The 24676-nt window shown below is 68.2% G+C and carries 20 protein-coding genes; 5 read left to right on the top strand and 15 right to left on the bottom strand.

Annotated elements, in window-relative coordinates; all coding sequences use genetic code 11:
• Positions 1 to 15: 15 nt before the first annotated feature.
• The 3 genes from VEC57_17600 to glgP form a co-directional block, all read right to left on the bottom strand.
• On the bottom strand, positions 16 to 750 hold the full coding sequence (locus VEC57_17600) for a hypothetical protein (GenBank protein ID HYC00953.1): 735 nt from the start codon (positions 748 to 750) through the stop codon (positions 16 to 18).
• A 128-nt stretch (positions 751 to 878) separates the two neighbouring features.
• Positions 879 to 1376, bottom strand: a complete 498-nt coding sequence (locus VEC57_17605; GenBank protein ID HYC00954.1) for a hypothetical protein — start codon at positions 1374 to 1376, stop codon at positions 879 to 881.
• Between the two features lie 12 nt (positions 1377 to 1388).
• Positions 1389 to 3512 carry an alpha-glucan family phosphorylase gene (gene glgP / locus VEC57_17610; protein ID HYC00955.1) on the bottom strand — a complete coding sequence of 708 codons (2124 nt, stop codon included), beginning with the start codon at positions 3510 to 3512 and terminating at the stop codon, positions 1389 to 1391.
• A 365-nt stretch (positions 3513 to 3877) separates the two neighbouring features.
• Between glgP and VEC57_17615 the strand changes: the two genes are divergently transcribed.
• Positions 3878 to 4549: a hypothetical protein gene (locus VEC57_17615; protein ID HYC00956.1), complete on the top strand. Its 672-nt coding sequence runs from the start codon at positions 3878 to 3880 to the stop codon at positions 4547 to 4549.
• 155 nt (positions 4550 to 4704) lie between these two features.
• Here VEC57_17615 and VEC57_17620 read toward each other — a convergent pair whose 3' ends face one another.
• The 4 genes from VEC57_17620 to VEC57_17635 all read right to left on the bottom strand — a co-directional run bounded on the left by VEC57_17620 (position 4705) and on the right by VEC57_17635 (position 11806).
• A complete protein-coding gene (locus tag VEC57_17620) occupies positions 4705 to 5751 on the bottom strand; it encodes a right-handed parallel beta-helix repeat-containing protein (protein ID HYC00957.1) in 1047 nt (348 codons plus the stop codon).
• 207 nt (positions 5752 to 5958) lie between these two features.
• Entirely contained in the window at positions 5959 to 7515 is a 1557-nt protein-coding gene (locus VEC57_17625; protein ID HYC00958.1) for a DUF3536 domain-containing protein, read from the bottom strand.
• Positions 7516 to 7523: 8 nt separating this feature from the next.
• Positions 7524 to 9761, bottom strand: coding sequence for a 1,4-alpha-glucan branching protein GlgB (gene glgB, locus VEC57_17630; protein ID HYC00959.1), 2238 nt, complete (start codon positions 9759 to 9761; stop codon positions 7524 to 7526).
• Positions 9758 to 11806 (bottom strand): 4-alpha-glucanotransferase, encoded by a 2049-nt coding sequence (locus VEC57_17635; GenBank protein ID HYC00960.1) that lies wholly within the window; start codon positions 11804 to 11806, stop codon positions 9758 to 9760. The genes glgB and VEC57_17635 overlap by 4 nt, the downstream gene beginning before the upstream one ends.
• Positions 11807 to 11929: 123 nt before the next feature.
• Between VEC57_17635 and VEC57_17640 the strand changes: the two genes are divergently transcribed.
• Positions 11930 to 14098, top strand: coding sequence for a choice-of-anchor Q domain-containing protein (locus tag VEC57_17640; protein HYC00961.1), 2169 nt, complete (start codon positions 11930 to 11932; stop codon positions 14096 to 14098).
• Complete coding sequence (locus VEC57_17645) at positions 14098 to 14805, top strand: hypothetical protein (GenBank protein ID HYC00962.1); 708 nt, start codon at positions 14098 to 14100, stop codon at positions 14803 to 14805. The genes VEC57_17640 and VEC57_17645 overlap by 1 nt, the downstream gene beginning before the upstream one ends.
• A gap of 195 nt (positions 14806 to 15000) precedes the next feature.
• Here the strand turns inward: VEC57_17645 and VEC57_17650 are convergent, their stop codons facing one another.
• The 6 genes from VEC57_17650 to bfr all read right to left on the bottom strand — a co-directional run bounded on the left by VEC57_17650 (position 15001) and on the right by bfr (position 19585).
• The gene (locus tag VEC57_17650; GenBank protein HYC00963.1) at positions 15001 to 15636 is read right to left on the bottom strand and encodes a response regulator transcription factor; all 636 of its coding nucleotides are present in this window, start codon (positions 15634 to 15636) and stop codon (positions 15001 to 15003) included.
• A gap of 10 nt (positions 15637 to 15646) precedes the next feature.
• Positions 15647 to 16756, bottom strand: coding sequence for a histidine kinase (locus tag VEC57_17655; GenBank protein ID HYC00964.1), 1110 nt, complete (start codon positions 16754 to 16756; stop codon positions 15647 to 15649).
• Between the two features lie 313 nt (positions 16757 to 17069).
• Positions 17070 to 17765 (bottom strand): nucleotidyltransferase, encoded by a 696-nt coding sequence (locus VEC57_17660; protein ID HYC00965.1) that lies wholly within the window; start codon positions 17763 to 17765, stop codon positions 17070 to 17072.
• A 116-nt stretch (positions 17766 to 17881) separates the two neighbouring features.
• Positions 17882 to 18646, bottom strand: a complete 765-nt coding sequence (locus VEC57_17665; GenBank protein ID HYC00966.1) for a metallophosphoesterase — start codon at positions 18644 to 18646, stop codon at positions 17882 to 17884.
• On the bottom strand, positions 18639 to 18893 hold the full coding sequence (locus VEC57_17670) for a BON domain-containing protein (protein HYC00967.1): 255 nt from the start codon (positions 18891 to 18893) through the stop codon (positions 18639 to 18641). The genes VEC57_17665 and VEC57_17670 overlap by 8 nt, the downstream gene beginning before the upstream one ends.
• Before the next feature lie 215 nt (positions 18894 to 19108).
• Positions 19109 to 19585, bottom strand: a complete 477-nt coding sequence (gene bfr / locus VEC57_17675; protein HYC00968.1) for a bacterioferritin — start codon at positions 19583 to 19585, stop codon at positions 19109 to 19111.
• Between the two features lie 621 nt (positions 19586 to 20206).
• Here bfr and VEC57_17680 point away from each other — a divergent pair.
• Together VEC57_17680 and VEC57_17685 are read left to right on the top strand one after the other, a co-directional pair.
• Positions 20207 to 20536 carry a DUF6370 family protein gene (locus tag VEC57_17680; GenBank protein HYC00969.1) on the top strand — a complete coding sequence of 110 codons (330 nt, stop codon included), beginning with the start codon at positions 20207 to 20209 and terminating at the stop codon, positions 20534 to 20536.
• Positions 20537 to 20677: 141 nt separating this feature from the next.
• Positions 20678 to 21349 (top strand): lysophospholipid acyltransferase family protein, encoded by a 672-nt coding sequence (locus tag VEC57_17685; GenBank protein HYC00970.1) that lies wholly within the window; start codon positions 20678 to 20680, stop codon positions 21347 to 21349.
• An 18-nt stretch (positions 21350 to 21367) separates the two neighbouring features.
• On the opposite strand, the gene VEC57_17690 is transcribed toward VEC57_17685, so the two are convergent.
• Positions 21368 to 23494: a hypothetical protein gene (locus VEC57_17690; protein ID HYC00971.1), complete on the bottom strand. Its 2127-nt coding sequence runs from the start codon at positions 23492 to 23494 to the stop codon at positions 21368 to 21370.
• Positions 23491 to 24621, bottom strand: coding sequence for a hypothetical protein (locus tag VEC57_17695; protein HYC00972.1), 1131 nt, complete (start codon positions 24619 to 24621; stop codon positions 23491 to 23493). Before VEC57_17695 ends, VEC57_17690 begins: the two co-directional genes overlap by 4 nt.
• Between the last annotated feature and the right edge of the window lie 55 nt (positions 24622 to 24676).

Below are 24676 nucleotides of genomic sequence, written 5' to 3' on the forward strand. Positions count from 1 at the left end.
CGGAGGCGTGCCGGTTCAAGGCTGCAGCGGCCGGTCGGGATCCTCCTCGATGGGCGCTCCCTCCTCCGGCGTCAGCGTCTCCACCGGCAGCGGCGGATCGAAGCCGTGGTGGCCGTAGAGCTGGATGGCGCGCCGGGCGACGATGTTGAGGATGCTCGGCTGCAGCGTGCGCACCGCGACGTTGGAAACCGTCAGCGTCACCCACATCAGCGGCGAGTTGTACTGCATCGCCTGCCATGCCGGCCGGATGTAGCGATACCACTTGTTGGCGGTGACGTAGGTCGGGTGGCTCTGCACCGCCTTGCTGAGGTGCCAGGCGCGATGGGCGGTATGGGCGCTGACGTCGACGAGGCGGCCGACGCGGCTGTTCTGCAGGAAGTGCCCGATGTCGGCGGCGGTCAGCTCGACGGCGCGTGCGAAGCGGCTCAGGCCCGGCGCCAGCACGGGGTTTGGCGACTCGGGGTGATAGACCTGCGCGATGGCCATCACCAGGCGCGGCACCTCGTCGACCAGAGGGCGGACCCATTCCGGATACGGCGTGGCCTGCCAGCGCATGCGCGCCTTGGCCGCTTCGACGACCTCGCGCGCGCGGCGGTCGCGTTCGTCCTCGACCACGCCGCCGAGCGCCTCCTCCGTCTCCTGCAGCACCACGCGAGCGCTGATGAGAATGCGCAGGCCGTGATACGCGAGAAACGCCAGCGTCACCGACGCGGCACCGATCACGAAGCTGAGGAAGTCAAACTTGCCCACCTCGGTGCATTCTATCCGGCCCCGTCGTCGGGGACAGGAGCGCTCGCATGGGACTTCGATCGATCTGCAGGCAGCACGTCATCCGATGCTGCGGGATCAGGGGGTCGGACGGCGCACCGGGACTCGCATCACGGCGCCTGCGGCTCCTGTTGTCGTGCGGCAGGGTCGCTGGTGACGTAGGCGCTGGCCGCACCGTGCTGGTAGATGAGGCGCCCGCCGGCGATCCCGGTGCGATAGCCGAGGACGAGGACCACCAGCATCGCGCCCACCGACACGGCCGCCAGCGCCTGCGCCGCGCCGGCGTTGCCCATGGCCGGCACCGTCAGCGTGATCAGCAGGACGACGCCGCTGACCCATGCGAAGGTCTCGCCGGCATCCTCGTGCACTCCGACGGCGTGCTCGGCGACGAGCTGCTCGATGCGTTTCTCTTCCTGGTGGCCGGTGCGCTCGGCCGCCATCGCGGTCACGAACAGCACCGCCTGCAGTGCCACGACGATCAGCCACGCGGCGCGCGGCAGATGCTCGCGCCGCCACGCCAGCAGCACGCCGAGAGCCACGAACGGCATGAGCAGCGAAAGCGCCAGCGGAAGGTGTGCGATCTGCGCGTGCAGCGGGACGATGTCCATGCCGATGCGGGCTCAGTCGCGGATTTCGGCGCTGACGCGGCCCGCCGCCGGCGCATACAGGCGCGTTCCGTAGTCCAGCACCATGCGATCGGCGCTGTAGCGATAGGCCATCGTGGCCAGCGCGTGCTTGACGCGGGCCAGCCATTCCATGGGGATGCCGTCGTCGCCGCGCTCGTAGAACAGCGGGACGACCTCGTTCTCGAGCACGGACATCAGCGCGATCGAATCGCGCTCGTCCTGCACCGCCGGATCGACGTGCACGCTGCCGTCGCCGACCGCGAAGCCGCCGGCGCCGTCGTAGGCCTCGTCCCACCAGCCGTCGAGCGTCGAGCAGTTGAGCGTGGCGTTGAGCACCGCCTTCATGCCGCTGGTGCCGCACGCCTCGAGCGGGCGGCGCGGAACGTTCAGCCACAGATCGCATCCCGCCAGCAGCATCCGGCTGACGGCCTGGTCATAGCCTTCGACGAAGACGACGCGGTGCTGGAGCCCCTGCTCGAGCGTCAGCTCGTGAATGGCGGCGATGACCTTCTTGGCCGGCTCGTCGGCCGGGTGCGCCTTGCCGGCGACCAGGAATTGCACCGGGCGATCACGATCGGTCACCAGCTCGCGAAGGTGCTCGTAGTCGTGGAACGGTAGAAGCGCGCGCTTGTAGAGGGCGAAGCGCCGCGCCAGCCCGATCGTCAGCGCCTCCGGATGCAGGTCCGGCACGGGCTCGGTCAGACCGAGGCGCGCGTAGCGCGCGGCGGCGCGCGCCTTGACGAACTCGAGCAGGCGCGCCTTCAGCTGGCGCTTGGTGCGCCAGAGCGCATCCTCGTCGATGACCATCAGCTCGCTGCGCGTGCCCTCGGCGTGCGTCGGATCGAATGCCTCCCGCGCCAGGTTGCGCCCGTACAGCTCGGCCAGCTCGGGCGCCAGCCACGTGGCCACGTGCACGCCGTTGGTGACGTGCCCGATGGGGACCTCGAGCTCGCGGCGTTGCGGCCACAGCCTCTTCCACATCCGGCGCGAGACGTGCCCGTGCAGGCTGCTGACGGCATTGGTGTGGCGCGCCAGCTTCATTGCGCACACGGTCATGCAGAACGTCTCGTGCTCGTCCTCGGGGTGGACGCGGCCGAACGCGAGCAGCTCCTGCGGCGTCAGCCCGAGCCGCTTGCGCACCGGCGCGAGCATCGCCAGCAGCGGCTCGGCCGCGAAGCGGTCGTGTCCTGCCTCGACCGGCGTGTGCGTGGTGAAGACGACCGCGGACGCAACGTCGGTGGCCGCCTGATCGAAGGGAAGCCCGGTCTCTTCCATGCGATCGGCGATGGCCTCGAAGGCGGCGAAGGCCGAATGTCCTTCGTTCATGTGCAGGACCGAGGGGCGGATGCCGACGGCCTTGAGCGCGCGGTAGCCTCCGATTCCGAGCACGACCTCCTGCACCAGGCGCGTGATGCTGTCGCCGCCGTACAGGCGCAGCGCTCCGGGCAGCACGCTTTCGGGATACTGGTGCGGATCGAGCAGCAGCAGCCGGCAGCGTCCCACCTGCACCTGCCACAGGTCGGCCGCGATCACCGAAAGTCCGAGCGGCACGTGCACCGAGACCGGCTTGCCCTGCGCGGTGCGGACGCGCGTGATCGGCGCGCGGTCCGGATCCAGATCCTCGTATTCCTCGGCCTGCCATCCGTCCTTGCGGATGTGCTGGCGGAAGTAGCCGTGCCGGTACAGCAGGCTGACGCCGACCGTGGCGATGCCGAGATCCGAGCAGCTCTTGAGGTGGTCGCCGGCAAGCACCCCGAGGCCGCCCGAGTAGATCGGCAGCGACTCGTGAATGCAGAACTCGGGGCTGAAGTAGGCGATGGTGCTGGCGGCCAGGCCGCGACAGTGCTGCGAAGCCCACGTTCGCGGCGGCTCCATGTAGGCGCGCAGCGCGCGCTCGATCTTGGCGAGAGGAGCGGCGATGGCGCCCGCGTGCTCGCGCAGCTTGTCGTCGGAGACATCGATGGAGAAGGCGGTGGGATTGTGTCCCGTCGCCTCCCACAGATCCGCATCGATGCGGCAGAAGATCGTTTCGAGGCGCCGGTCCCAGCTCCACCACAGGTTGTCGCCGAGCAGGCGAAGGCGAGCACGAAGCTCGGAGGGGTCATGTTGTTTGCGCACTTCCGGTTGCTCCAGGATCCCCGCGGCCGTCTATAGCGGGACCACGCCTGCGGTGCGAAGGGGCGACGTTTCTCCGATCCAGTGTGGCCGCCGCCGCGCGGCAAGGATTCTTGGTGCCGTCGGGAATTCGGACTTCGAGACCGCCGGCGATGCTTCGAGGTAGCGCCTCCTGTGCCGGCAGGTGTGCAGTCGGTCGTCGCCGCGCCCCTCGCGTCGACGCAGCTCGTAGGCAATCCGGAAGTTCGCCCACCTGGGTAGAAAACAAAGAAGTGAGATTGGCCCCCGCAAAAGCGCCGACTCGACGCTGGCGCAGCGATACTCATCGCCGTAAAACCTCCGCTCCGCTGCTGCGGAAGGAGGGAAACATGCTTTCCACTATCGCGCGTATGACCGGCATTCTGGTCCTGGGCGGCGTCGTCGCTGCCACGCCGGGTATTGCCGGCGTGAGCGGGGATCATCTGACCTGCTTCAAGATCAAGGACTCGAACACCAAGACCAATGCGGTGATCAATCTGACACCGACGTCGGATGACTTTCCGGTCACCCCGGGCTGCACGCTCAAGACGCGCAGCAAGGAGCTCTGCACGCCGTCGTCGAAGGCGCACGTGGATCCGCCGAGTCCCGTCGAGGACGTGGGCGGCGAGCACCTCGAGAATTCGTTCCTCTGCTACAAGATGAAGTGTCCGAAGCTGGACGTTTCCGACATGGCGGCCGTCGACCAGTTCGGCGCGCGCACCGTCAGCGGCTTCAAGACCAAGCGCCTGTGTGTTCCTGCCGAGACGAGCGTCGTCACGACCACGACGCTGCCGGTGACGACCACGACGCTGCCGGTGACGACCACGCTCGACGCCACGACCACGACCATTGCGCCGACGACGACGGTTCCTGCCGCCGTGTGCGGCGACGGGATGATCGAAGGCAGCGAGGAGTGCGACGATGCCCCGCCGGCCGAGAATGGCGACGGCTGCAGCGCGCAGTGCCTGGTCGAGTCGGGCTTCATCTGCAGCGGCCAGCCCAGCGTCTGCCTGCCCCTCTGAATTTGGGTGCGGCGGCAGCGGGGCCTCGCGCCTCGCCGCCGCCGCTGCCCGAGTCGGAACCGCGGACGCGGCCTCGACGGCGCGTCAGCCTCGCTTTGCGCACATGCCGGTCAGCCAGATTGCGCCAGCGGTCGATCCGCGCAGGTCAGGTTCTGCTACTCGATGCACGGATCGTTGCTGGTTCGAAACGTATTGTCCGTCCAGGTGGACGAAGCACAGGCGGTCGTGTCGCGCACGTCGTTCGTGCCGCCGCTCTCCAGCGCCACACTGCCGGTGATCTCGTTGCCCGTACCGCCGGCGACCTGAATTCCGTTGCCGCCGTTGTTGACCGAGCGCACGCCGCGGACGTGGACATCGTCGTCGTCCACGTAAACTCCGTCGCCGGAGTTGCTGGTGGCGGCGCTGGCCTCCAGCGTCGTGCCCGGCCCGGTAAGCTCGTAGCCACGCTGCCCGTTGTTGCTCGCGTCGCTGCGTTCGATCGAGTTGTCCCCGCCATTGACGACGAAGCCCGAGCCCGTGCTGCGCGAAGCCGTGCAGTTCCTGAGTCGGTTCGCCGTGCCATTGACTTCGACGCCGTCGTTGCCCGCGCTGACCGACTCGCAGTCGTCGATCTTGAGCGACTCGCCGGTGACGACGATGCCTTGCTTGTCCGCCTGTGCTGCCACGATCGAGGAGACCTTGCTGCCGGTTCCGCCCAGGATGAAGCCTTCATTGGTCAGGTTCGTGGCCACGAGCGAACGCATGCTGTTCTTGTCGCTTTCGATGAAAAAGCCGGGACCGGTCCCCGAAACGTTGGTGACGGCCACGCCCGTGAGCTTGTTGCGGTCGGAGCCGAGGAATACGTGCACGCCGGTGCCGTCGATGCCCTTGATCGCCATGTTCGACAGCGAATGCTTGCCGGTGCCGGCAAGGCGCACGCCGTAGGTCGCGCAGCCGCGCACCGAGCCGCCGGTGATCTGCGCGCCTTCGCCGGATACATGGATGCCGGCCCCCGGGTTCAGTGCATCGCACTGGATCTGGTGTCCCGCCATATCCAGCTTGACCGGGCCGATCACGATGAGGGACGCGTTGCCGGCCCCGGTGCAGCCTGTGATGTCCGCGCCCAGCGTCACCGTCGCGCCGGGTCCGACGGTGTCGCCGCAACTCTGCGCGGCGGCATTGCCGGCGGCGGCGACGATGAGCAGCCCACAGAATCCGAACATCCGAACGTGATCGTACATCTACCTTTCCCCTCGGCGTTGCAGTGGATCGTCACGGCTACGGCGCGACCTGCAAGAGCGCAGGCACACCGAGCTCCGGCGACGACGCCATTGGCTCTCTGAGCGTTATGTCCGCCAGGCACCGCTGACGCCAGTACGCCGCGCAGCGAGGGCTGCGCGGCGCGGTGAGGTCGAGCGTTTGCAGCGTCCTCACCGCGCCGCCGAACGCCTCCGTGCACCTGGGGCCCGCACCCCCTGTGGCCGTCTCTGTGCGACGACGCGGCGGTAAAGCTCGTCACCCACGTCGCCGTCGTTGCCTCGCACCTGGGCAAGCACCGCGACGAAGCGCTGCTCGATCTCCTCGGCCGCCTTTCCGGAAAGCTCGATGGCTCGCGCCGCATGGGCAAGCCCCTGCAGCGGCTCGATGTCGGAGAGATCGTCGAAGAACCACGCACAGCTCGCATACATGTGCAGCGTGTGGCGCTGCATCTCCAGCAGCTCGAAGATCCGCGCGCGCTGGCGCGGCTTCGGCTGCCCGCGGCCGTGGCGTGCGAGAAACTCCCGCTCGCTCTCCGGCGTCCTCTCGACGAGAAGCTCGACGTAGGCGTCCCGCGCTTCCCACGGCGACGTCAGCAGCGCACCGCCTTCGCGCTCGAAGATGCCGCCGAGCCGATCGCGCAGGTCGTCGAGCGCCTCGCGCAGCGGCCCGCGCCAGCGCTGGCAGCCGCCGCCGCGGCGACCTGCGTGGCAGCCGCAGTCGGAGCGCCACCGCTCCACGCCATGGATGCAGCTCCAGGAGCTGCGCTCGTGAAGCCGCACTTCGACGACCGCCGGATGCTGCTCGAGCCATCGCCCGTAGACGGTCAGGTCGAGCCGGCTGCGACCGAGCGCCGCCGACTCCAGGATCCAAGCCAGGCCCATGTCGGCGAAATGATGGTGATGCCCGAACGTCTCCCCGTCGGTGGCGAAGTGGATCAGGCACGGCGAAGTCGCCGCGAGGCGGCCGGCCCCTTCGTGGCGGGCGGCTTCCTCGAGCGTGCGAAGAAACGCCGCGCCGTCGCTCAGCGCTCCGCCGAAGGCGACGTCGTGCGCAAGACCGCCATCGTAGAGAAACACGGCGATGGTGCGGTCCGACGGCAGCCGAACGAGATACGGCCGCCGGGTGTCGAGCATGCCGCTGGTGGCGCCGACCTGACGCCACGCGCCGCCCGGCTCTCGCACCTGCGCCGCCTGGCGCTGTGCCAGCACGGTGAAGCGCACGCCTTCATCCACCAGCGCCTCCAGCGTCGGCGTGTCCACCGCCGCTTCGGGCAGCCAGATGCCTTCGCTCTTGCGGCCGAAGCGCAGCTCGAAATCGCGCAAGCCCCAGCGGATCTCGGTGCGGCGGTCGCGATCGCACGCGAGCGGCAGAATGGCATGCGAATAGCTCTGGGCGATGGCCGGCCCATGCCCGCCGAAGCGTTCGCGGCCTTCGGCGTCGGCTGCCAGCACGGCTGCATAGACGTCGCGCTGCTCGCGCGCCAGATAGCGCAGCAGCGTCGGTCCGAAGTCGAAGCTCATGAACGCGTAGTTGTTGATGGTGCGGTCGGGCAGCCCCGCTCCGGCCATGATGCGGGCACGCGAATTGGCGCGATAGCACTCGTCGGTGATGCGCTCGTTCCAGTCGTGGAACGGCGCGGCGCTCGGCTGCTCGTCCAGCAGCTCGGTCCACGGGTTCTCGCGCGGCGGCTGGTAGAAATGGCCGTGGATGCAGAGGGCACCGCGCATGACTGGCTCTACCATTCGATCGCCGCCGCGGCCTCGTCGTCTCCCTCGTAGCGAAGGACGATCGCGGCCAGAGGCGGCAGCACCAGGCGCAGCGAACAGGGACGGCCGTGCATCGGCATCTCGTCGGTGGAGGCGCCGCCCATGTTGCCGAGGTCGCCGCCGCCGTAGAGGGCCGAGTCCGTATTGAGGCGCTCGCGCCAGTGGCCCGCCTTGGGTGCGCCGATGCGGTAATCGTGACGCGGCACCGGCGTGAAGTTGAACACGGCCATGACCGGTGTCGAATGCAGCGCGTCCCAGCGCAGCAGCGACAGCGTGCTTCCGGCGGCGTCGGCGCAGTCGATCCATTCGAAGCCGGCCGGATCGAAGTCGCGCTCGTGCAGCGAGGGAATCGACGTGTACAGGGCGTTCAGATCGGCGACCAGGCGCGAGATGCCCTGGCGCTCCGGGCTCGCCTCGAAGCCCTGCCAGTCCAGCGGCGCGTCATGGTTCCATTCGTAGGGCTGGGCCAGCTCGCCGCCCATGAACAACAGCTTCTTGCCGGGCATCATCCACTGGTAGGCCAGCAGCAGGCGCAGGTTGGCCAGGCGCTGCCACGGGTCGCCGGGCATCTTCGCCACGAGCGCTCCCTTGCCGTGCACGACCTCGTCGTGCGACAGCGGCAGCACGAAGTTCTCGTTGAACGCGTAGATCATCCGGAACGTCAGCGCGCTCTGGTGATAGCGGCGGTGGATCGGGTCGCGCGAGAAATAGGCGAGGGTGTCGTTCATCCACCCCATGTCCCATTTCATGCCGAAACCGAGGCCGCCGGCCGAGGTCGGCCGCGAGACCTTGGGCCATGCCGTCGATTCCTCGGCGATGGTGTGGGCATCGGGAAACTCGGAGTAGACCGCCTCGTTGAGCGCACGCAGGAACGAGATGGCGCCGAGGTTCTCGCGGCCGCCGTGCTCATTGGGCACCCATTGTCCGTGTCCGCGCGAGTAATCCAGGTACAGCATGGATGCCACGGCATCGACGCGGATCGCATCGGCGTGGTAGCGGTCGAGCCAGAAGATCGCGCTGCTGAGCAGGAACGCCCGCACCTCGTTGCGATCGTAGTTGAAGACCAGGCTCTTCCAGTCGGGATGGAAGCCCTTGCGCGGATCGGCATGCTCGAACAGATAGGTGCCGTCGAAATGCCCCAGGCCGTGGTCATCTTCGGGAAAGTGCGACGGCACCCAGTCCAGGATCACGCCGATGCCGGCCTGGTGCAGGCGGTCGATCAGGTACATCAGGTCCTGCGGTGTGCCGAAACGCGAGGTGGCCGCGAAGTAGCCGGAGACCTGATAGCCCCACGACGCGTAGAAGGGATGCTCCATCAGCGGCATCATCTCCACGTGCGTGAAGCCGTGCCGCTGCACGTGCTCGATCAGAGGATCGGCGATGTCCCGGTAGCCGTACGACCACCCGTTCTCGCGATGGCGCCAGGAACCGAGGTGCATCTCGTAGATCGAGATCGGCGAATCGAGCGCATTTCGTGCCCAGCGCGTCTTCATCCACTGCTGGTCGTTCCACTCGTACTCCAGGTCCCAGACCACGGAAGCGGTGCGCGGCGGCTGCTCGGCGAAGATGGCGAAGGGATCGGCCTTCTCGCGGCGGTGCCCGTCGACGCTCGACTCGATGTGGAACTTGTAGAGGCTGCCGCGCGCGGCGCTCTCGCAGAATCCTTCCCAGACGCCCGAGCTGCCGAGCGGATGGAGCGGGTCGCTGCCGCTGTTCCAGGCATTGAAGTCGCCGATGACGCTGACGTAGCGCGCATTGGGCGCCCACACGGCAAAGTGCACGCCGCGGCGGCCGTCGCGCTCGGCCACGTGCGCGCCCAGCTTCTGGAAGAGCCGCCGGTGCGTGCCCTCGTTGAAGAAGTGCAGATCGTGCTCGCCCAGCCATGGCGAGACGGGTCCCGGCGGCTGCGGCGGTGCGGGCGCAGGCTCGATCGCCGGCGGCGGGGTGGTGACGTCCGGCTCCGGTGGTGCCGGCACGCGGGTGATGCGCGTGCGCCTCGGCCGCGGCGTCTGCTCGCGTGCATTCCCGGTCTTGGAAGCCGCGCGCCTGCTGCGCGTGCGTGGCGCGTCGGGATCGGCGGCGCCGCCGCCGGCCTTGGCGCCCGATGCGGTCTTGGCGACCGAGCGTCCGGCCTTGGCCGTTCCGCTCTTTCTCGCGCGGCCCTCGCCGTCATCGCTTGCGGTCGTCTTTTTCTTGCGACTGCTCACCGGCTGCTCCCTCGCTCGGTCGTGGAAGCTGCGCGCGCGTGACGGCGTGCGCGCTCGAGCGTATCGAGAAGTAATCGCACTCCCGGATCGCGGGCAATCTGTTCGAGCGACAGCGCGGCGCGCCGCTGCCAGTTCCCCGAGCTGGTAGCGGTGCCGGGACGGTTCTGCGGCTCGCGCTCGAGCCACAGGTCTTCGAGGTTCACCAGCACGATCTGCGCATCGGAGCGGCCGAGCCACGCCAACAGCAGGCGCTGCGCCTCCAGCAGGTCGGCGCCCGCCGCGGACTCCGATCCTTCCTCGATCCGCCGGCGGATCATTGCCAGGATGCGCTCTCCCCATGGTCCGGCGCTCTCCCACCATGCAGCGAACGGCGCCGTGTCGTGCGTGCCCAGGCACGCCAGGCAGTCGCCGTCGGGCGGCCACACGGGCGCGTCTTCCTCTTCACGGCCTTCGAACGGCAGCACGTACATGCGCAGCGCGCGCCGCTGCTTGATCTGCCGCCGCACCTGTCCCGGCACGGTTCCGAGGTCCTCGCCGACGACGACGGTGCCCGTGCGCGCGGCCTCGATGGCGAGCACGCTCCACAACTCGTTGGCGCGGTAGCTGACGTAGACGCCGTCGGCGGCGCCGGCGTCGGCGGGAATCCAGAACAGGCGGTGGAAGCCGAGCACGTGGTCGACGCGCAGCACGCTGGCGTGCTGGCAGTGATGGCGCAGCGCCGCGCGCAGCGGCGCGTACCCCTGCTCGCGCACGCGCTGCGGGTGCAGCGGCGGAAAGCTCCAGTTCTGGCCGCCGGCGAACAGTGCGTCCGGCGGCGCTCCGGCCGAAAAGTCCATCGCGAACCCCTGGCGCCAGCGCCACGTGTCGTAGCCGTCGCCGTGCGCTCCGATGGGAAGGTCCAGGTACAACCCGGCGTGCGCGGACTGCGCGGCCGCCGCGATCTGCTCACGCGCGAGCCACTGCGCGTACGCGTGATAGCGGAATCCATCGCGGGCGAAGTCGGCCGCGTCGAGCCGGCCATCGCGCAGCGCCTGCGGCCAGCTCTTCCACGGCGAGCGGTGCTCCTGCAGCGCCGCGCGGAAGGCGGCGTAGCGCCCGAGCTCGACGTCCGACGACAGCGCGCGTTCGAAGGCGTCGCGCCGCATCTCGTTGGCCGGCGCATCGAGTGCGCCGGCCAGGTGCTCGAGCACCCGGCGGCGGGCCGCCATCGCCGCGCCGTAGTCGATTCGTGCGCCGCCGACGGCAGCCGCGCACGCGCGGCGATGCTCGCTGCTCTCGAGCAGGCTGCGCGCGGCTTCCGAATGGCGCAGCTCGGGCGCCTGCTGCGCGTCGATGTACAGCTCGTTCCAGAAGCAGCGGGTAAGAGGCGAGTAGGGGCTCGGCTCCAGCGGCTCGTCCAGGAAGCCCGCGAGCAATGGCAGCGTGCCCACGTAGTCGGCGCCGGCGCTACGGGCCGCGCGGCCGAGGTGTGCCAGCTCGCCGTAGGTGGCCAATTCGTCGCGCTCGCTGGTGTGCAGCGCGTACAGCGGCGCGAACAGCGCCCATTTCTTCGTCGCCGGCTGCGGGAACGTTGCCGGTGCGGCCAGCACCAGCGCCGAGTGCACTGCACCGCCGACGTCGACTTCCAGGCGATGGTAACCCGGCGTCGTCAGCGGTGGTGCGGATAGGATCCAGCGGCTGCGCTCAGGCGGAAGGAAGGCCGCGCTACCCTCCTCCGTGCCGGTCTCGATGCTGTCGCCGCCTTCGAGCAGAAGTCGCGCGCAGGGACGGCGTCCGCCACGCTGCGCCTGCAGCGGTACCCACAGAGCCTGCCCGACGGTTGCGCAGATCACCGGCGGCAGGACCCGCCGCGCCGTGCGCTCGCGCAGGTCTCGCAGCGCGGCCGTCGCATCCTCGGGCCGCGCAAGAGGAGCACCGAGCTCCCCGAGTACGGCCATCAGCGACTCCAGGCTCGGAGCGCGTACGGCGCCGGTGCCATCGCGATAGACGCGCTGTACGCCGGTGGCACGGCAGAGCCGGGCGATGGGGAGGGGGACGTTCTTCATGCACGGGCGGTCGCGCAGCCGCAGCGATCGTACAGTCACTGTGGCAGAAGCCGAGTCGACAAGGCAGCGGCCGTCGGTCATTCTTCCTCCCGTCTGCGTGGGGACGCAGCGCAGGGGGGAAGCATGACGAGGCGTTCCAATGTTGCCGCATGGCCGCTTGCCTGGTGGTGCGTATCGGGTGCGGCGGCGGTTGCCAGCGCAGCCACGATTCACGTTCCGGCTCAGCACACGACGATTCAGGCAGCGCTCGACGCGGCCGGCGCCGGCGATACCGTACTGGTGGCGCCAGGCACCTACGTCGAAAAGATCCACTTTCCGTCCAGCGGCAGCCCCGGCAGCCCCATCGTGCTGCAGTCCTCGGGCGGTGCGGCCGCGACGATCCTTTCGGGCGCGGGGGTGCCCGGCGACAACATCGTGCTCATCGACGGCAGGAGCCACGTCTCGATCGTGGGGTTCACGGTTCGCGACAATACCGGCGTCAACGACGGCTCGGGCATCCGTGTTCTCGGCAGCGGCAAGGGCATCGAGATCCGCGACAACGTCATCCGCGAGATCCGCGGCAACAATGCGATGGGCATCACCGTCTACGCCACCGAGCCGCAACCGATCGAGGATCTCGTCATCGAGGGCAACGAGATCTTCGACTGCGAGCCGGAGCCGAGCGAGGCGCTGGTGCTCAACGGCAACGTGCGCGCCTTCGAGGTCAGCGGCAACTACGTGCACGACGTCAACAACATCGCCATCGACTTCATCGGCGGCGAGACCGACATCCAGCCGAACCCGTCGCTGGTCGCGCGCGAAGGCGTCTGCCGCGACAACCTGGTCGAGCGCTGCGGCAGCGGCTTCTCGGGCGGGATCTACATCGACGGCGGGCGTGACATCGTCGTCGAGAGCAACACCGTCACCGGCTGCGACCTCGGCATCGAGGTCGGCGCCGAGAACGCCGGCATCGTCGCCAGCGGCAACGTCGTGCGCAGCAACGTGGTCTACGGCAACCGGGTGGTGGGCATCATCTTCGGCGGCTACAGCGCCGGCGTCGGCCGCGCCAACGCCAACTTCTTCTACAACAACACGCTCTACAAGAACGGGACCGACCCCGGCGACGGGGTTGGCGAGATCTGGGTGCAGTACGGCAACGACAACGTGCTCGAGAACAACCTGGTCTGGGCCCGCGATGCCGGCGACGGCGCTCCCTCCAACACGATGGTGGCCTCCTTCAACGCTGCCGAAGGCAATTCCTTCGACTACAACCTCTACTTCACCGTGGACGGAGCGGCCGCCGCGCAGTTCGGCGACGACGGCGCATCCTACAGCGGCTTTTCCGCGTGGCAGGCGGCCGGGCAGGATCCAAGCGGCATCTTCGCCGATCCGGCGCTCGTCGATGCCGGCGCCGGCGATCTGCATCTGACGGCCGCATCGCCCGCCGTCGATGCGGGCAATCCTGCCTACCCCGGTACCGGACAGACCGACATCGACGGCGCCGCACGCGTCTCGGGCGGCCGCGTCGACATCGGCGCCGACGAGGCCGGCTGCGGCGATGGCAACGTCGATGCCGGCGAGCAATGCGACGACGGCGATTGGATCAGCGGCGACGGCTGCGACGCCAACTGCACGTTCACCGCCTGCGGCAACGCCGTCCTCACCGGCGGCGAAGCCTGCGACGACGGCAACCTCGCCGCCGGCGACTGCTGCGACGGCGCCTGTCAGCTCGAGGCGCTCGCGTCTGCATGCGACGACGGCGAGGCCTGCACCAATGACGACGCCTGCGACGGCGCCGGTGTCTGCACGGGTCAGGCGCAGCCGATGCCGACGTGCGAGGTGCCGCAAAGCGGCGGCTCGGGCATCAAGCTTTCCGAGGACGGCAGCTTCGACCGCCTGCAGTGGAAGTGGGGAAGGGGCCCGGCGGTGAGCAGCTTCGGCGACCCGACGGCCGGCGACGACCATCACCTCTGCATCTACGACGACGGCGCGGCGGCCGTGCTCGTCAGCAGCGCCATTCCGGCGGGCCCGGCATGGGTGGCGCTGGCCGCCGGCAGCTACAAGTACCGAAGCGCCGACGGCGCGCCGGCAGGCATCTCCTCGGTGCTGCTGAAGACCGGCGGCGAAGGCCGGTCGCGCATCAAGCTGAAGGCGCGCGGCCCGTTGCTCGCGCTGGCGCCGCTGGCGGTGGCGCCGTCGAGCACGGTGACGGTGCAGCTGCACAGCGCCAGCGCCGGCACCTGCTTCGGCGCCGTCTTCAGTGCGCCCTTCGCGCGCAACGACGCCAGCCAGCTCAGCGACAAGAGCGATTGATGAGCGCGATGTCGCATCACCAGGTGCTTCGGAGGATCGGCCGCTGCACGGCGCTGGCGCTGATCGCGGCCGGCGCGGCGACGGGGGCAGGCGCACAGCCGCACGATCACCTGCAATGCTTCAAGCTCAAGGACGCCGCCTCCTATTCGGGCATCGTCGACCTGCGCCCGTTGCACGAGCCGCCGTTTGCCGTCGAGGCCGGCTGCCGCCTCAAGATCCGAAGCCGCGAGCTGTGCATCCCGGTGAAGAAGACGCTCGGAGACGCCGATGCTCCCTCGCTCGACGTTGCCGGACAGGATCTTCAGAACGCCTTCCTCTGCTACGCGGTCAAATGTCCCGACCTGTCGATGCCACCGTCGCTGACGATGAGCGATCAGTTCGGCACCCGCACGCTGTCCGGATTTCGCACGTCCAAGATGTGCGCGCCGGCCGTTTTCGGCGCGCCCGCCGCGACCACGACGACGACCCAACCGGCGGGGACGCCGCGCAGCTGCGTGGACGCAGTGCCGCCGGCCTGCGATGGTACCTGCGGCGATCAGAACTTCGCCTGCGTTCCCGACAACGGCGCATGCATCTGCGACGGCGTCGACGTCTTCTTCCCCTGCGGCCTGATCGAAGGGCCGCCCGACTGCCTCGGCTCGTGCGACGGCCAGCATTCCTGCGTGCACGAGATGGGGTCGTGTCAGTGCGCGCTGGTGCTGGAGTAGCAATCGAAGGCCGATGGAAGTTGCGGCCCTGCCGGCAGAGGCCCGGCAAGGCCGCGCAAGGCACGGCCACCGGGACTGCGGCCGCGCCTTACTTCGGGTTCGTCTGTACGGAGCGCGGGCAATCTATGTTCGAAGCCACGCATCCGGCAATAGGCGAAAGGATGGAATTTCGTCTCCAACCGTTGGGGGAGAGCGTCAGCGCTGAGGCTGGCTCGTGCCTACGATGCCGGTGCGCACCGCGAACAGCGTCAGCTCGACGCGATCGCGGATCGCGAGCTTCTGGAAGACGTTGTTCAGATGCGACTTCACCGTCTGCTCCGTGATGAACAGCGCGCGCGCCACCTCGGCATTGCGCATTCCGCCGGCGACGCAGCGAACGATCTCCAGCTCCCGCTGCGTCAGCACGCTGGTCTGATCGGGCGTGCGCATGCCAGCGGCCAGCAACTCCTGCACTTCGGGAGGGAAGTGCACGTGACCGCGGCCGACTGCATCGATCGCTTCGAGCAGCGTCTCGACCGCGAATCGCTTGAGCACCAGCGCGCGCGCTCCGGCACGTACGGCTCCGAGCATGTCTTCCGGCCTTTCGCTGGCGGTCACGACGATGACGGCGACCCGCTTGGCCAACGCGCTCACGTCCAGCAGCGCATTACGCTCCATCTGCAGGTCGAGCAGAAGGATGTCGCAGTTGCCGCGCGCCAGGATGGCGGGAAGGTCGGCGGCGCGATCGGTCTCGGCGATGACGGTGATGTCCTGGCGCAGCCGCAGCAGCGAGCGCAGGCCCTGCCGGAACAGTGCGTGGTCGTCGGCGATGACGATGCGGATCTCTTTCATCGGCGTCCTGTCATGTCACGGGCAGGATGATGGACAAGTGCGCGCCACGCCCAACCCGCGGAACGATGTGCAGCTGGCCTCCCAGCTCGCGTACCCGCGAGGCGATCGACCACGGCTGCTGCTCGGCGTGGTCGAATCCCACGCCGTCGTCGTCGATGGAAATGGTCAGACCCTCCTCCGTGCGCTGCACGTGCAGGTTGGCCGAGCACGCGCTGGAATGGCACATCACGTTGCTGGTGGCTTCGCGAAGGATCTGCAGTACCTGCCCGACCAGCTGTGCCGATCCCTCGAACTGCGCACCGACGGTGACCGCCACGTCGGTCTTGGGCGCGCGCGCCGTGGTTGCAGGCGACGCGACGCCTGCCAGCGAGCGCATGAAAGTGCGCAGATCGTCGTACTCTCGGTTGACGCCTTCGCGCAGCTCGGCCAGCTCCTGCTGGGCCGCTTCGTGTTCGCCGCGCCGTAGCAGCTCGCGGGCTGCCTCGATGCGAAGATTGATGCCCGCCAGCGCCTGCGCCCATCCGTCGTGCAGATCGCGAGCGATCCGGTTGCGCTGCTCGGCTGCCGCCAGGCGACGGATCTCGCCCTCCAGGTTGAGCCGCTGCTGGCCGAGGTACGCCACGAGGTACCCGATGATCGCGAGGTAGACCGGCCGCATCAGATACGTGTTCATCTGGCCCGGCGCAGACAGCGCGATCATCGCCGCGTACAGGATCATGCTGACCAGCGTGACGGTCAGCGCCAGCCGGAAGCCGCCGCGGAATCCCACCTGCACGACGGCGAAGATGAAGAAGGCGTAGAAGGGGCTGCTGGCGCCTTCGGTGAAGAAGGCGATGGTGGCGCCGAAGACGACGTCCATCCAGGTCGTGACCGTCGCCAGCCTGTCGGGGCTGACGAGCCGGCGGACCAGGCTCAGATGCACCAGGCTTCCATAGAAGAGGTGAACCGCGAAGACGGTCAGCGTGTAGGGGTCGATCGAGAACCACTGAGGCTCGCGCGGCTCGCGGAACACCGTCGGCTGGGTGGGATCGATGAACAACGCCAGCAGCGCCACCGCCGACAGGATCAGCCGGCAGCGCGAGATGTTGCGGTCGATGTCCGGGACGATGCCCCTCTGCATGGACAGCTCCTCCGTGCGCGACGCCGCGGGCGGGCCGGGCACCGGGGCAACTATACCGAGGCAACGGGCGGCCGCGACTTGCGGCAGGCACGCCGGCAGCGCCTTCGTCCAGTAGCCGGCGCTGAAGGCGATGATCGGCCGCTCGTCGGCTGCGCCTCGGGTACGGAGCCCATCGCGGCGTCGCGACGGCGCGCGAACTGCCACTCCGCTCATCGTTCCGGCTCGACGACGGCGTGAAGGCGCGGCAGCGGCGGCTGCGGCATCTGCAGGCCGCGCCGCCGCCGGCGTGGCTTACGCGCCACGGGCGCGCGCGTCAGATCGGGCTGAACCAGGGGCGGCTGTCGATCCTGCGAATGCGGTCGTCGTCCCGTTGCAGCGAATCGGAAGGCTGCGGGAGCCCGAGCTTTTGCCAGACCCATTCCGGAATCGTTCGGGCCTGTCCGGGCGCCAGCCAGGTGTAGAGCGAAACGACGGATGCAAGCAGCCGCTCTTCGCCGTCGAGCCGCTTCAGCAGACCGGCCCAGTCCATTCGCGCTCCGCAGGCGTACAGGATGTTGACGATGTCGGGGAAATCGCAGCGGTCGCGCTGCACGACATGGATCTTGCTCCAGATCATCTCTTCCGGCGGCACGAGCCGCAGCCGGTCCCCATGAATGGAGACTTCGGGCCCCGACGCGAGCCAGCCGTCATCGACCTCGCCGCGGTAGTTCGCCAGCTGCCAGATGATGTCGACGATGAGCCCATCGACCGTGGCCCGATAGATCCAGCCACGATCGTACGGCTTCTCGTCGTGCAGATCGCCGAAGCCCGCGTCTTTGGTGATTTGAACCATGGCATCGCGGTCTTGCGGCAGCACGCACAGGTCCAGGTCCTTCGTGTTGCGCCAGAACGCGGTGTAGAACGACGTCGCAAAGCCGCCGCCCACCGCGAATCGCAGTCCACGCTCCTGTGCCAGGCAGGTGACGCGTCTCAACACTTCCCAATCGGACTTGGCGATGAATTCTTCCATGCAAGCCGGCGCGTAGACCGGCACCTGCCCGGCATCCCGGCCGGGCGCACAAACCGGTGGGCAATCCGGCACCCGCACACCAGCGCCGTTCGGTCCGTCGTCGCAGCCGGAGCCCCTCATAACGTCGGCCGGTCGTCCTCGGCCGCAATGCCCGGGCCGCGGGCGACTTCGTGGTTCAGCGTGTAGACGGCGTACGGCCGCTTGAGCAGCGGCATGGAGACGTTGCGCACCGGGACGCCACCCGGGGTCACGCCTTTCTCGGCTCCATGATGGGCGTGCCCGTGAACGGCAAGATGCGCGCCGCCGCGATCGATCGCTTCGCCCAGCTGGTAGGCGCCGAGGAACGGGTAGATCTCCATGCGCTCGCCGGCGAGCGTATCCTTGACCGGCGCATAGTGGACGAGAGCGATCTTGTAGTCCGCATCCAACTGGCGAAGGTTGCGTTCCAGCGCAGACGCCGTCCGTTCGGTGAGCTGCATGAATGCCTTCATCTCCGGCTCGCCGAAGTTGTGACCACAGGCGCCGGTGAAGCCGCCGCCGAAACCCTTGGTTCCGGCGATGCCGACCCTGCAGCCGGCAACGTCGAGGGTCACGCTCTCGCCTTCGAGCACGATGATGCCGACGCCTTCGAGAGCCCGCCTCACTCCATCGGGCGCGTCGGCGTGATAGTCGTGATTTCCGAGCACCGCTACGGCGGGCACGGGAAGATCGCGCAACTCGCTGGCCAGCACTTCTGCCTGCGCTTGATTGCCGAGGTTGGTCAGGTCGCCTGCCAGCAGCAGCACGTCCGCGTGTTCGTCGAGCTTCATCCAGTGCGGCCTCAGCCGCCCGTGCGAATCCTCGGCGACGTGAATGTCTCCGACTGCAGCGATCCTAATCATCGAGCGCCTCGGGCTTGCCCGCCTCCGCCAGCTCGAGCACGGTAATCTCGTTGCGGACGTCGAGCTGCGGCAGCACTTCCTGCGCCACGGTGAGGATGGCGGCTCGCCGCTCCTCGGTGGTCACCTCGCCGGTCAGGTGAACGCGCCCGTGCGCGATGGTGATGCGGATGTCGAGCGCGTTGACGCGACCGTCGACCGCCAGCGCCTCTTCGAGCTTGCCGATGAGATACTGCGTTTCCTCGCTCATGGGCGACCTTCTTCTCGCTGCCGCAGGGGGCCTCCTGCAGCGCTGGAGCTCCAGGTCAACAACTGACCAGTGTTGCGGGATCGGTCAATGCAGAATGCAGGAAAGTCGCAGGCCGTCGCCGTGCGGGGGCGTCGATGGCCGCGTCTCCGCCGAGATCGGCGCAGACGATTCCTCCGGCGCTGGTCGAAGGCGGGACGGGGAGGCGAGCCGGCTCGTCAATCCTCCGACCGTATCTGCTCGGTCAGGTAGTTTTCGACACCGACCTGATTGATCAGGTTGAGCTGCGCCTCGAGCCAGTTGGCGTGCTCTTCCTCGGCTACGAGAAGATCCTCCAGAAGCTCTCTCGAGCCGTTGTCGCCGACGCTGCGACACAGCTCGATTCCCTCGTTGAGCATCCCTACGGCCACCTTCTCCACCTCGAGATCGTTTTCCAGCTGCTCAGGCACGCTCTGCCCGACGTTGAGGGTTCCCAGGCGCTGCAGGTTGGGTATCCCATCCAGATAAAGGATGCGCGCGATGAGCTCGTCGGCGTGCTTCATCTCGTCGATCGACTCGGCTCGGATCTTCTTCCACAGACGCTGGTATCCCCAGTTCTCGCACATGCGAGCGTGGATGAAGTACTGATTGATCGAAGTCAGCTCGTGCGTGAGCAGGTTGTTGAGCAGCTCGATGACCTTGTCGTTACCCTTCATGGCGGCCTCCAACGGCAGGGAAACACAGTCGAGCGGGCAAGTACACTTCTCGGTGACGGAGACCTCCATCTGGGCAGAAATCGCGAAAGTCCTGGGATTCTCCGGCACAGCGGCGCGTTACCGTCGCGCGTGAACAGGGGCGGCCGCCTAGCCGGCCGAACCGCCAGAGGTCGGGCGTTCGCGCCGGGGGCCTCGCAGCCCGCGGCCGCCCCGCGTCAACGGAGGGGACCGCCGATGGATCGTGCATCCCTCATCATCGTTCGTCAGCTCATCGCCGGCTTTGTCTGCGTGTGCCGTCGTGCTGCCGACGCAGGCGCACGGTGCCGTGTACTTCTCGCGGCTCACCGAAGCACGAGCGTGACCGCCGAGGTTCGCAGCTCCGACGTGCGCTTCGTGCGAACGTGGACGAGGGATCAGGTAGCGACGTCCACGGAGAAGAAGCTCGTCCTGAAGTAGCGCGGACGCCAGGGCCTGTCCCGGCTGCCCGGCGTCAGGACCACGACGCGCGGGCCGCGGCGCCGGTCGCGAACGCAGAAGTCGCAGAGCCGCTCTGTCACGGCTACCGTCGCGAAGCGGACGGTCGGGCCCACCCGGCCGTGAACGCGAGGAGGCCTACGGACCATGAGACTCGTTTTCGCAGCTCTTGCAGCTTTGCTTTTTCTTCAGCCCGCGACGGCGGCGTCCGCCGACGAGACGACCATCGAGGGCAACATCATCTGCGCCAAGTGCAACCTGAAAACCGAAGGTCTCCGGGAGTGCCAGAACGTCCTGTCCGTCAAGGACGACGCAGGCGCGGAGACACACTACTGGCTGGCCAAGAATGAAGTCGCCAAGGCGTACGGCGAGGTCTGCATGGACGTTCGGCCCGTGACGGTGACGGGAACCGTCGAGGACAAAGGGGGAAAAAAGTGGATCGCTCCGAGCAAGATCGATCCCCGTCCCGGGTCCTGAAGTAGCGCCGGTTCCGCCGGCACCGCATGGCAGCGAGCCTGCGCGTTTGCACCGGCACCGATCCGTCGTACGACTGCCGTTGTTGCGCCACCGACGCATGGCCTTGCAGGTCGGCCGGCGAGGAGCCCTGCCGTGCAACCGATGAAACGACTTCTCTTCGGCGTCCTTGGGGCCTACGACTGGATGCGCTTCGGCGTCTTCAACCGCCTGCACTACGAGGGGCGCGAGCACCTGGCCAACCTTCCCTCCAAGGGAGTGCTCTTCGTCTCCAATCATCTCACCTACTACATGGACGTGCTGGCCATCCATCACGCCATCGCAGGCCCGCGCTGCTCGCCGCTAGACGGCTTTCGCGCCAACCTCAACGTCCGGTTCGTGGCAGCCGTCGAGACGCTCAACAACCGCGGGCTGGTTCCTAAGATCTTCAACTACACGGGTGCCGTTCCCATCCGCCGCACGTGGCGCACGGGCGAACGCGACGTCAAGCGCGCGGTCGATCCAGGCGACGTGCAACGCATCGGTGCGGCGCTGCGGCGTGGCTGGCTCATCACGTTTCCGCAGGGCACCACGACGCCCGGCGCGCCCGTACGCAAAGGCGCGGCCCACATCATTCGAGAGCACATGCCCGTCGTCGTCCCTGTCAGCCTCGAAGGGTTCGACCGGGCATTCAGCAAAAAGGGTTTTCGCCGCATCGCCAGCGGTGTCGACCTGATGGTGCGTTTCGGGACGCCGCTGGCGATCAAGGCCGACGACACTGTCGACCACATCACCGACCTGCTGACCGAGGTGATGTCGCAGCGTGCGCTAGCTTGAGCGACGCGGCGGTCCGGATCAGTCCTCGGCTTCCGGCGTCGGCGCGACCGTTGTCGTGGTGGTGGAGGCTTCGACCTCCGCCGCTGCCGCCGGCAATGGACAATTGGGTGCGACCACGATCCCCACGGCAAGCTTCAGAATGGCCAGGGCGTCGGATGCGGTGACCGTACCGTTGCCGTTGAAGTCGCAGACCGCCAGCGGGCAGGTCGCGGTTCCGACGGCCGTGCGCAGCGCACCGAGCGCGTCGCTCGCGGTGAGAGTGCCGCTCCCGTTGAAGTCTCCGCACAGCGGGCCTTCGGGCAGCGTCGTGGTCGTCGTCGTGGTGGTGTCGCCGCAGCCCGGGATCGGGGTACCGGTGCAGACGCCGAGCGCACAGTGGTCACCGCTGGTGCATTCCTGCCCGTCGTCGCACGCCGCCGTATTGTTGACGTGCGCGCAGCCGGTGGCGACCTGACAGACGTCGTTGTCGCAAGGGTTGGCGTTGGCGCAGACGGCGTCGTTCGGCGTGTGCGTGCAGGCGTTCTCGGTCTCGTCGCAGCCGTCTGCCGTGCAGGCATGAGCATCGGCACAATTGCGCGTGCCGTCTACGCAGCCCTCCTCGGGGTCGCACACCTCGTCTCCGTTGCAGAAGAGGTCATCGGCGCAGGAGGCGTGGTCGGGCGCGTGCGTGCAGGAGTCGGTTGCCTCGCTGCACGAGTCGATGGTGCAGGGGACGTGGTCGTTGCAGTCCGGAGCGTAGTCGGGATGAGCCGGCCCGCAACCGTCCTGCTCGTCGCAGACCTCGGCGCCGTTGCAGTATTCGCCGTCGGAGCAGAGCGCATCCGTGGCCACATGCGTGCACTCGTCGGTGACCTCGTTGCACGCATCGGCCGTGCAAGCGACCTCGTCGTCGCAGTCCGGCACGTCCTCGGTGGCGCAGCCGTCGACGAGATTGCAGACCTCGACGCCGTTGCAGAAAACACCGTCGTCGGGTGCGAACAGCGCGCTCATCGCCAGCGCGGTGGCGTAGGCGTCGTCGTTCCAGCAGCCGTCGTCTTCCTGCTCGCCGGCAAGATAGGCGGCGGCAGCATCCAGAATGGCGGGCGAGCTGCCGCCACCGCGTAGCGCGAGCAGAGCGAGAGCGGTCTCGTAGACGGTGCTGGCGTCCTGGCCGAAACCGCCGCCGTCGTTCTGGTGGCTCTCGATGGAATCGATGGCGGAACCGAGCATCTCGGGCGCATCCACCGACTCTCCAAGCGCACGCAGCGTCTGCACGACCTCGGTCGTGATCATCAAGAGACTGTCCTCGCCTCTGCGCAGGCCCCAGCCGCCGTCGGGGTTCTGCGCAGCCTGGATGTAGCGCAGCGCCTGCGGAATCCGCGAAACGTCGAAGCCGCCGGCTTCGAAGCCGATGTCCAGCGAATAGGTATTCGGCGATCCCGACACGCTCTGTACGCGCAGGCCGTAGGTGCCGGGCTCCTCGAGAATGCCGACGGCGATGGGCGACGAAGTCGTGAGCTGGAACGTGCCGCTCTGCGGCGTGTCCACGAGCACCCGGATGCTGCCGGTGACGCTACGAACAAAAAGTGCCAGGCCGTCGGCGCCGGCGGGGAACTCGAATGTGTAAGTGTTCTGGCCGGGGGCGGTGACGACGTCGTCGAACACCGTCAGCGCCGCCGGCACGCCGCCGGCGCGCAACGCGTCCAGCGCCAGGGTAGTGGCCAGAGTTTCGGTGCCGAACTGCTCGGCGACGCCCCAGCCGCCTTCGGGAAAATTCGGCTCTGCAGGGAACGGAGCTGCTGCATTCTGCACGTCGAGCAGCTCGTCGATCAACGCAGCGTAAGATGCTCCGGGCGCGCTGAGAGCCGTGATCTGGCGCGCGAGGTAATCGTTGTTGGCGGCATCGAGTCCCTGCAGCGCCACGCGGCCGTCCAGCGCAGCATCCGAGCTGGCCTGGCCGATCGAGCGAAGCGCGCTCAGCACCACGGCCGTGTCGCGCAGGCGCGTGCCCGCCGGGTCGCCCCATGTATGGTCCTCGTTCTGCAGGTCCTGCAGGCACGAGACGGCCGACGCCACGAGATCGGCGCGGGCGCCGGTGCTCCAGAAAAGCATCATCCCGGCAGCAGCCAGGGACGCCAGGTCCCTGCGACGGACGCGCGCGCTCATGAGTCCACCTCGGCGATGCGCCAGGCCGTGCCCTCGCGCACCAGAGCGACAATCCGCGTGCCGTCGATGCCGCCGCCGCGCTCGGCGCGGAAGATGGTGCGGGCGTTCGCGTTCTCGCCGTTGATCTCGACTCCGATCACGTCGCTGGAAATGCGTCCGCTGGCGGCAACGGAACGCTCGACTTCGGCAACGGCAGCGGCACGATCCGCATCGCCCTCGCCCTGCGCCCATCGCGCGCGCAATGGATGGTTTCTCGACAGTTGCTGAACGACAGCGGCCGCGTCGCCGGAATTGTAGGCGCTGGTCCAGGCCTGCACGGCGTCGATGACGGCCTGCGCATCGCCGGCTGCGGAAGCGCGCGGCACCGGTCCTGCCGTCTGTACCAGGACATCACGGCCTTCGATCTCGGCAATGGATACGTCAGGCTCGGCGGCACGCGCCGCCGGTCCTGCGAGGCTGCGCTGGCGCTCGAGCCCGGTTTCCAGGTCAACTGCATAGAGGCTGTGCGGGTAACGCTCGAGCACGCGCGCGACGCCGGCAGCCACCTGCGGCGCTCTGCCCGGCGACCCCGTATGCAGGAAGCGGGCATAATCTGGAGACTGCAAGAGGCGCCATACCTTGGCGTTCTCGCCAGTCGGAGCGCGCATCTCGATCTCGACCGGATCGCTCAGCAGCGGATGCGACGGCGACATCTCGAGAACCTGCACGCGAATGCGGTACACGCCCGGCCTGTCGAATGCGTAGAAGCGGTCGAGCTCCTCGGGATGCTTGGACTCGATGTGATGCAGGATCTTGATGGGAACCGTGAAGCTCTCGCCGGGCTGCAGCGACGTCTCGGGCAGGTGCAGATCCTTGACGCCATACTGCGGGCCCGCGTAGCGGCGGAACGTGTCCTGGCCCGGGTCGGCGATCTGCGGCCAGATCATTCCCGAACGCACGTCGGTGTGGCGCCGGATGGCGATCGGGTCCGTCGATTCGTTGGAGACCTGCAGCGTCAGCTCGACCGACTCGCCGAGGGTATAGACCGTTCGGGCAGCGCGAAGCTCGAGCGTCGGCGGGCCGGACGCGACCGCGGCGCCATGGAGGTTGGCCAGCAGCATGCACGCGCCGAAGAGGGCGGTCGGCATCCGCAGTGACGCACGCGAAGCCCGGCTGACGCGCCGAGCGTGCCTGGTCGCCGGG

It is taken from the genome of Candidatus Limnocylindrales bacterium, from assembly GCA_035626395.1.
Taxonomy (GTDB): domain Bacteria; phylum Desulfobacterota; class Binatia; order UBA1149; family CAITLU01; genus DASPNH01.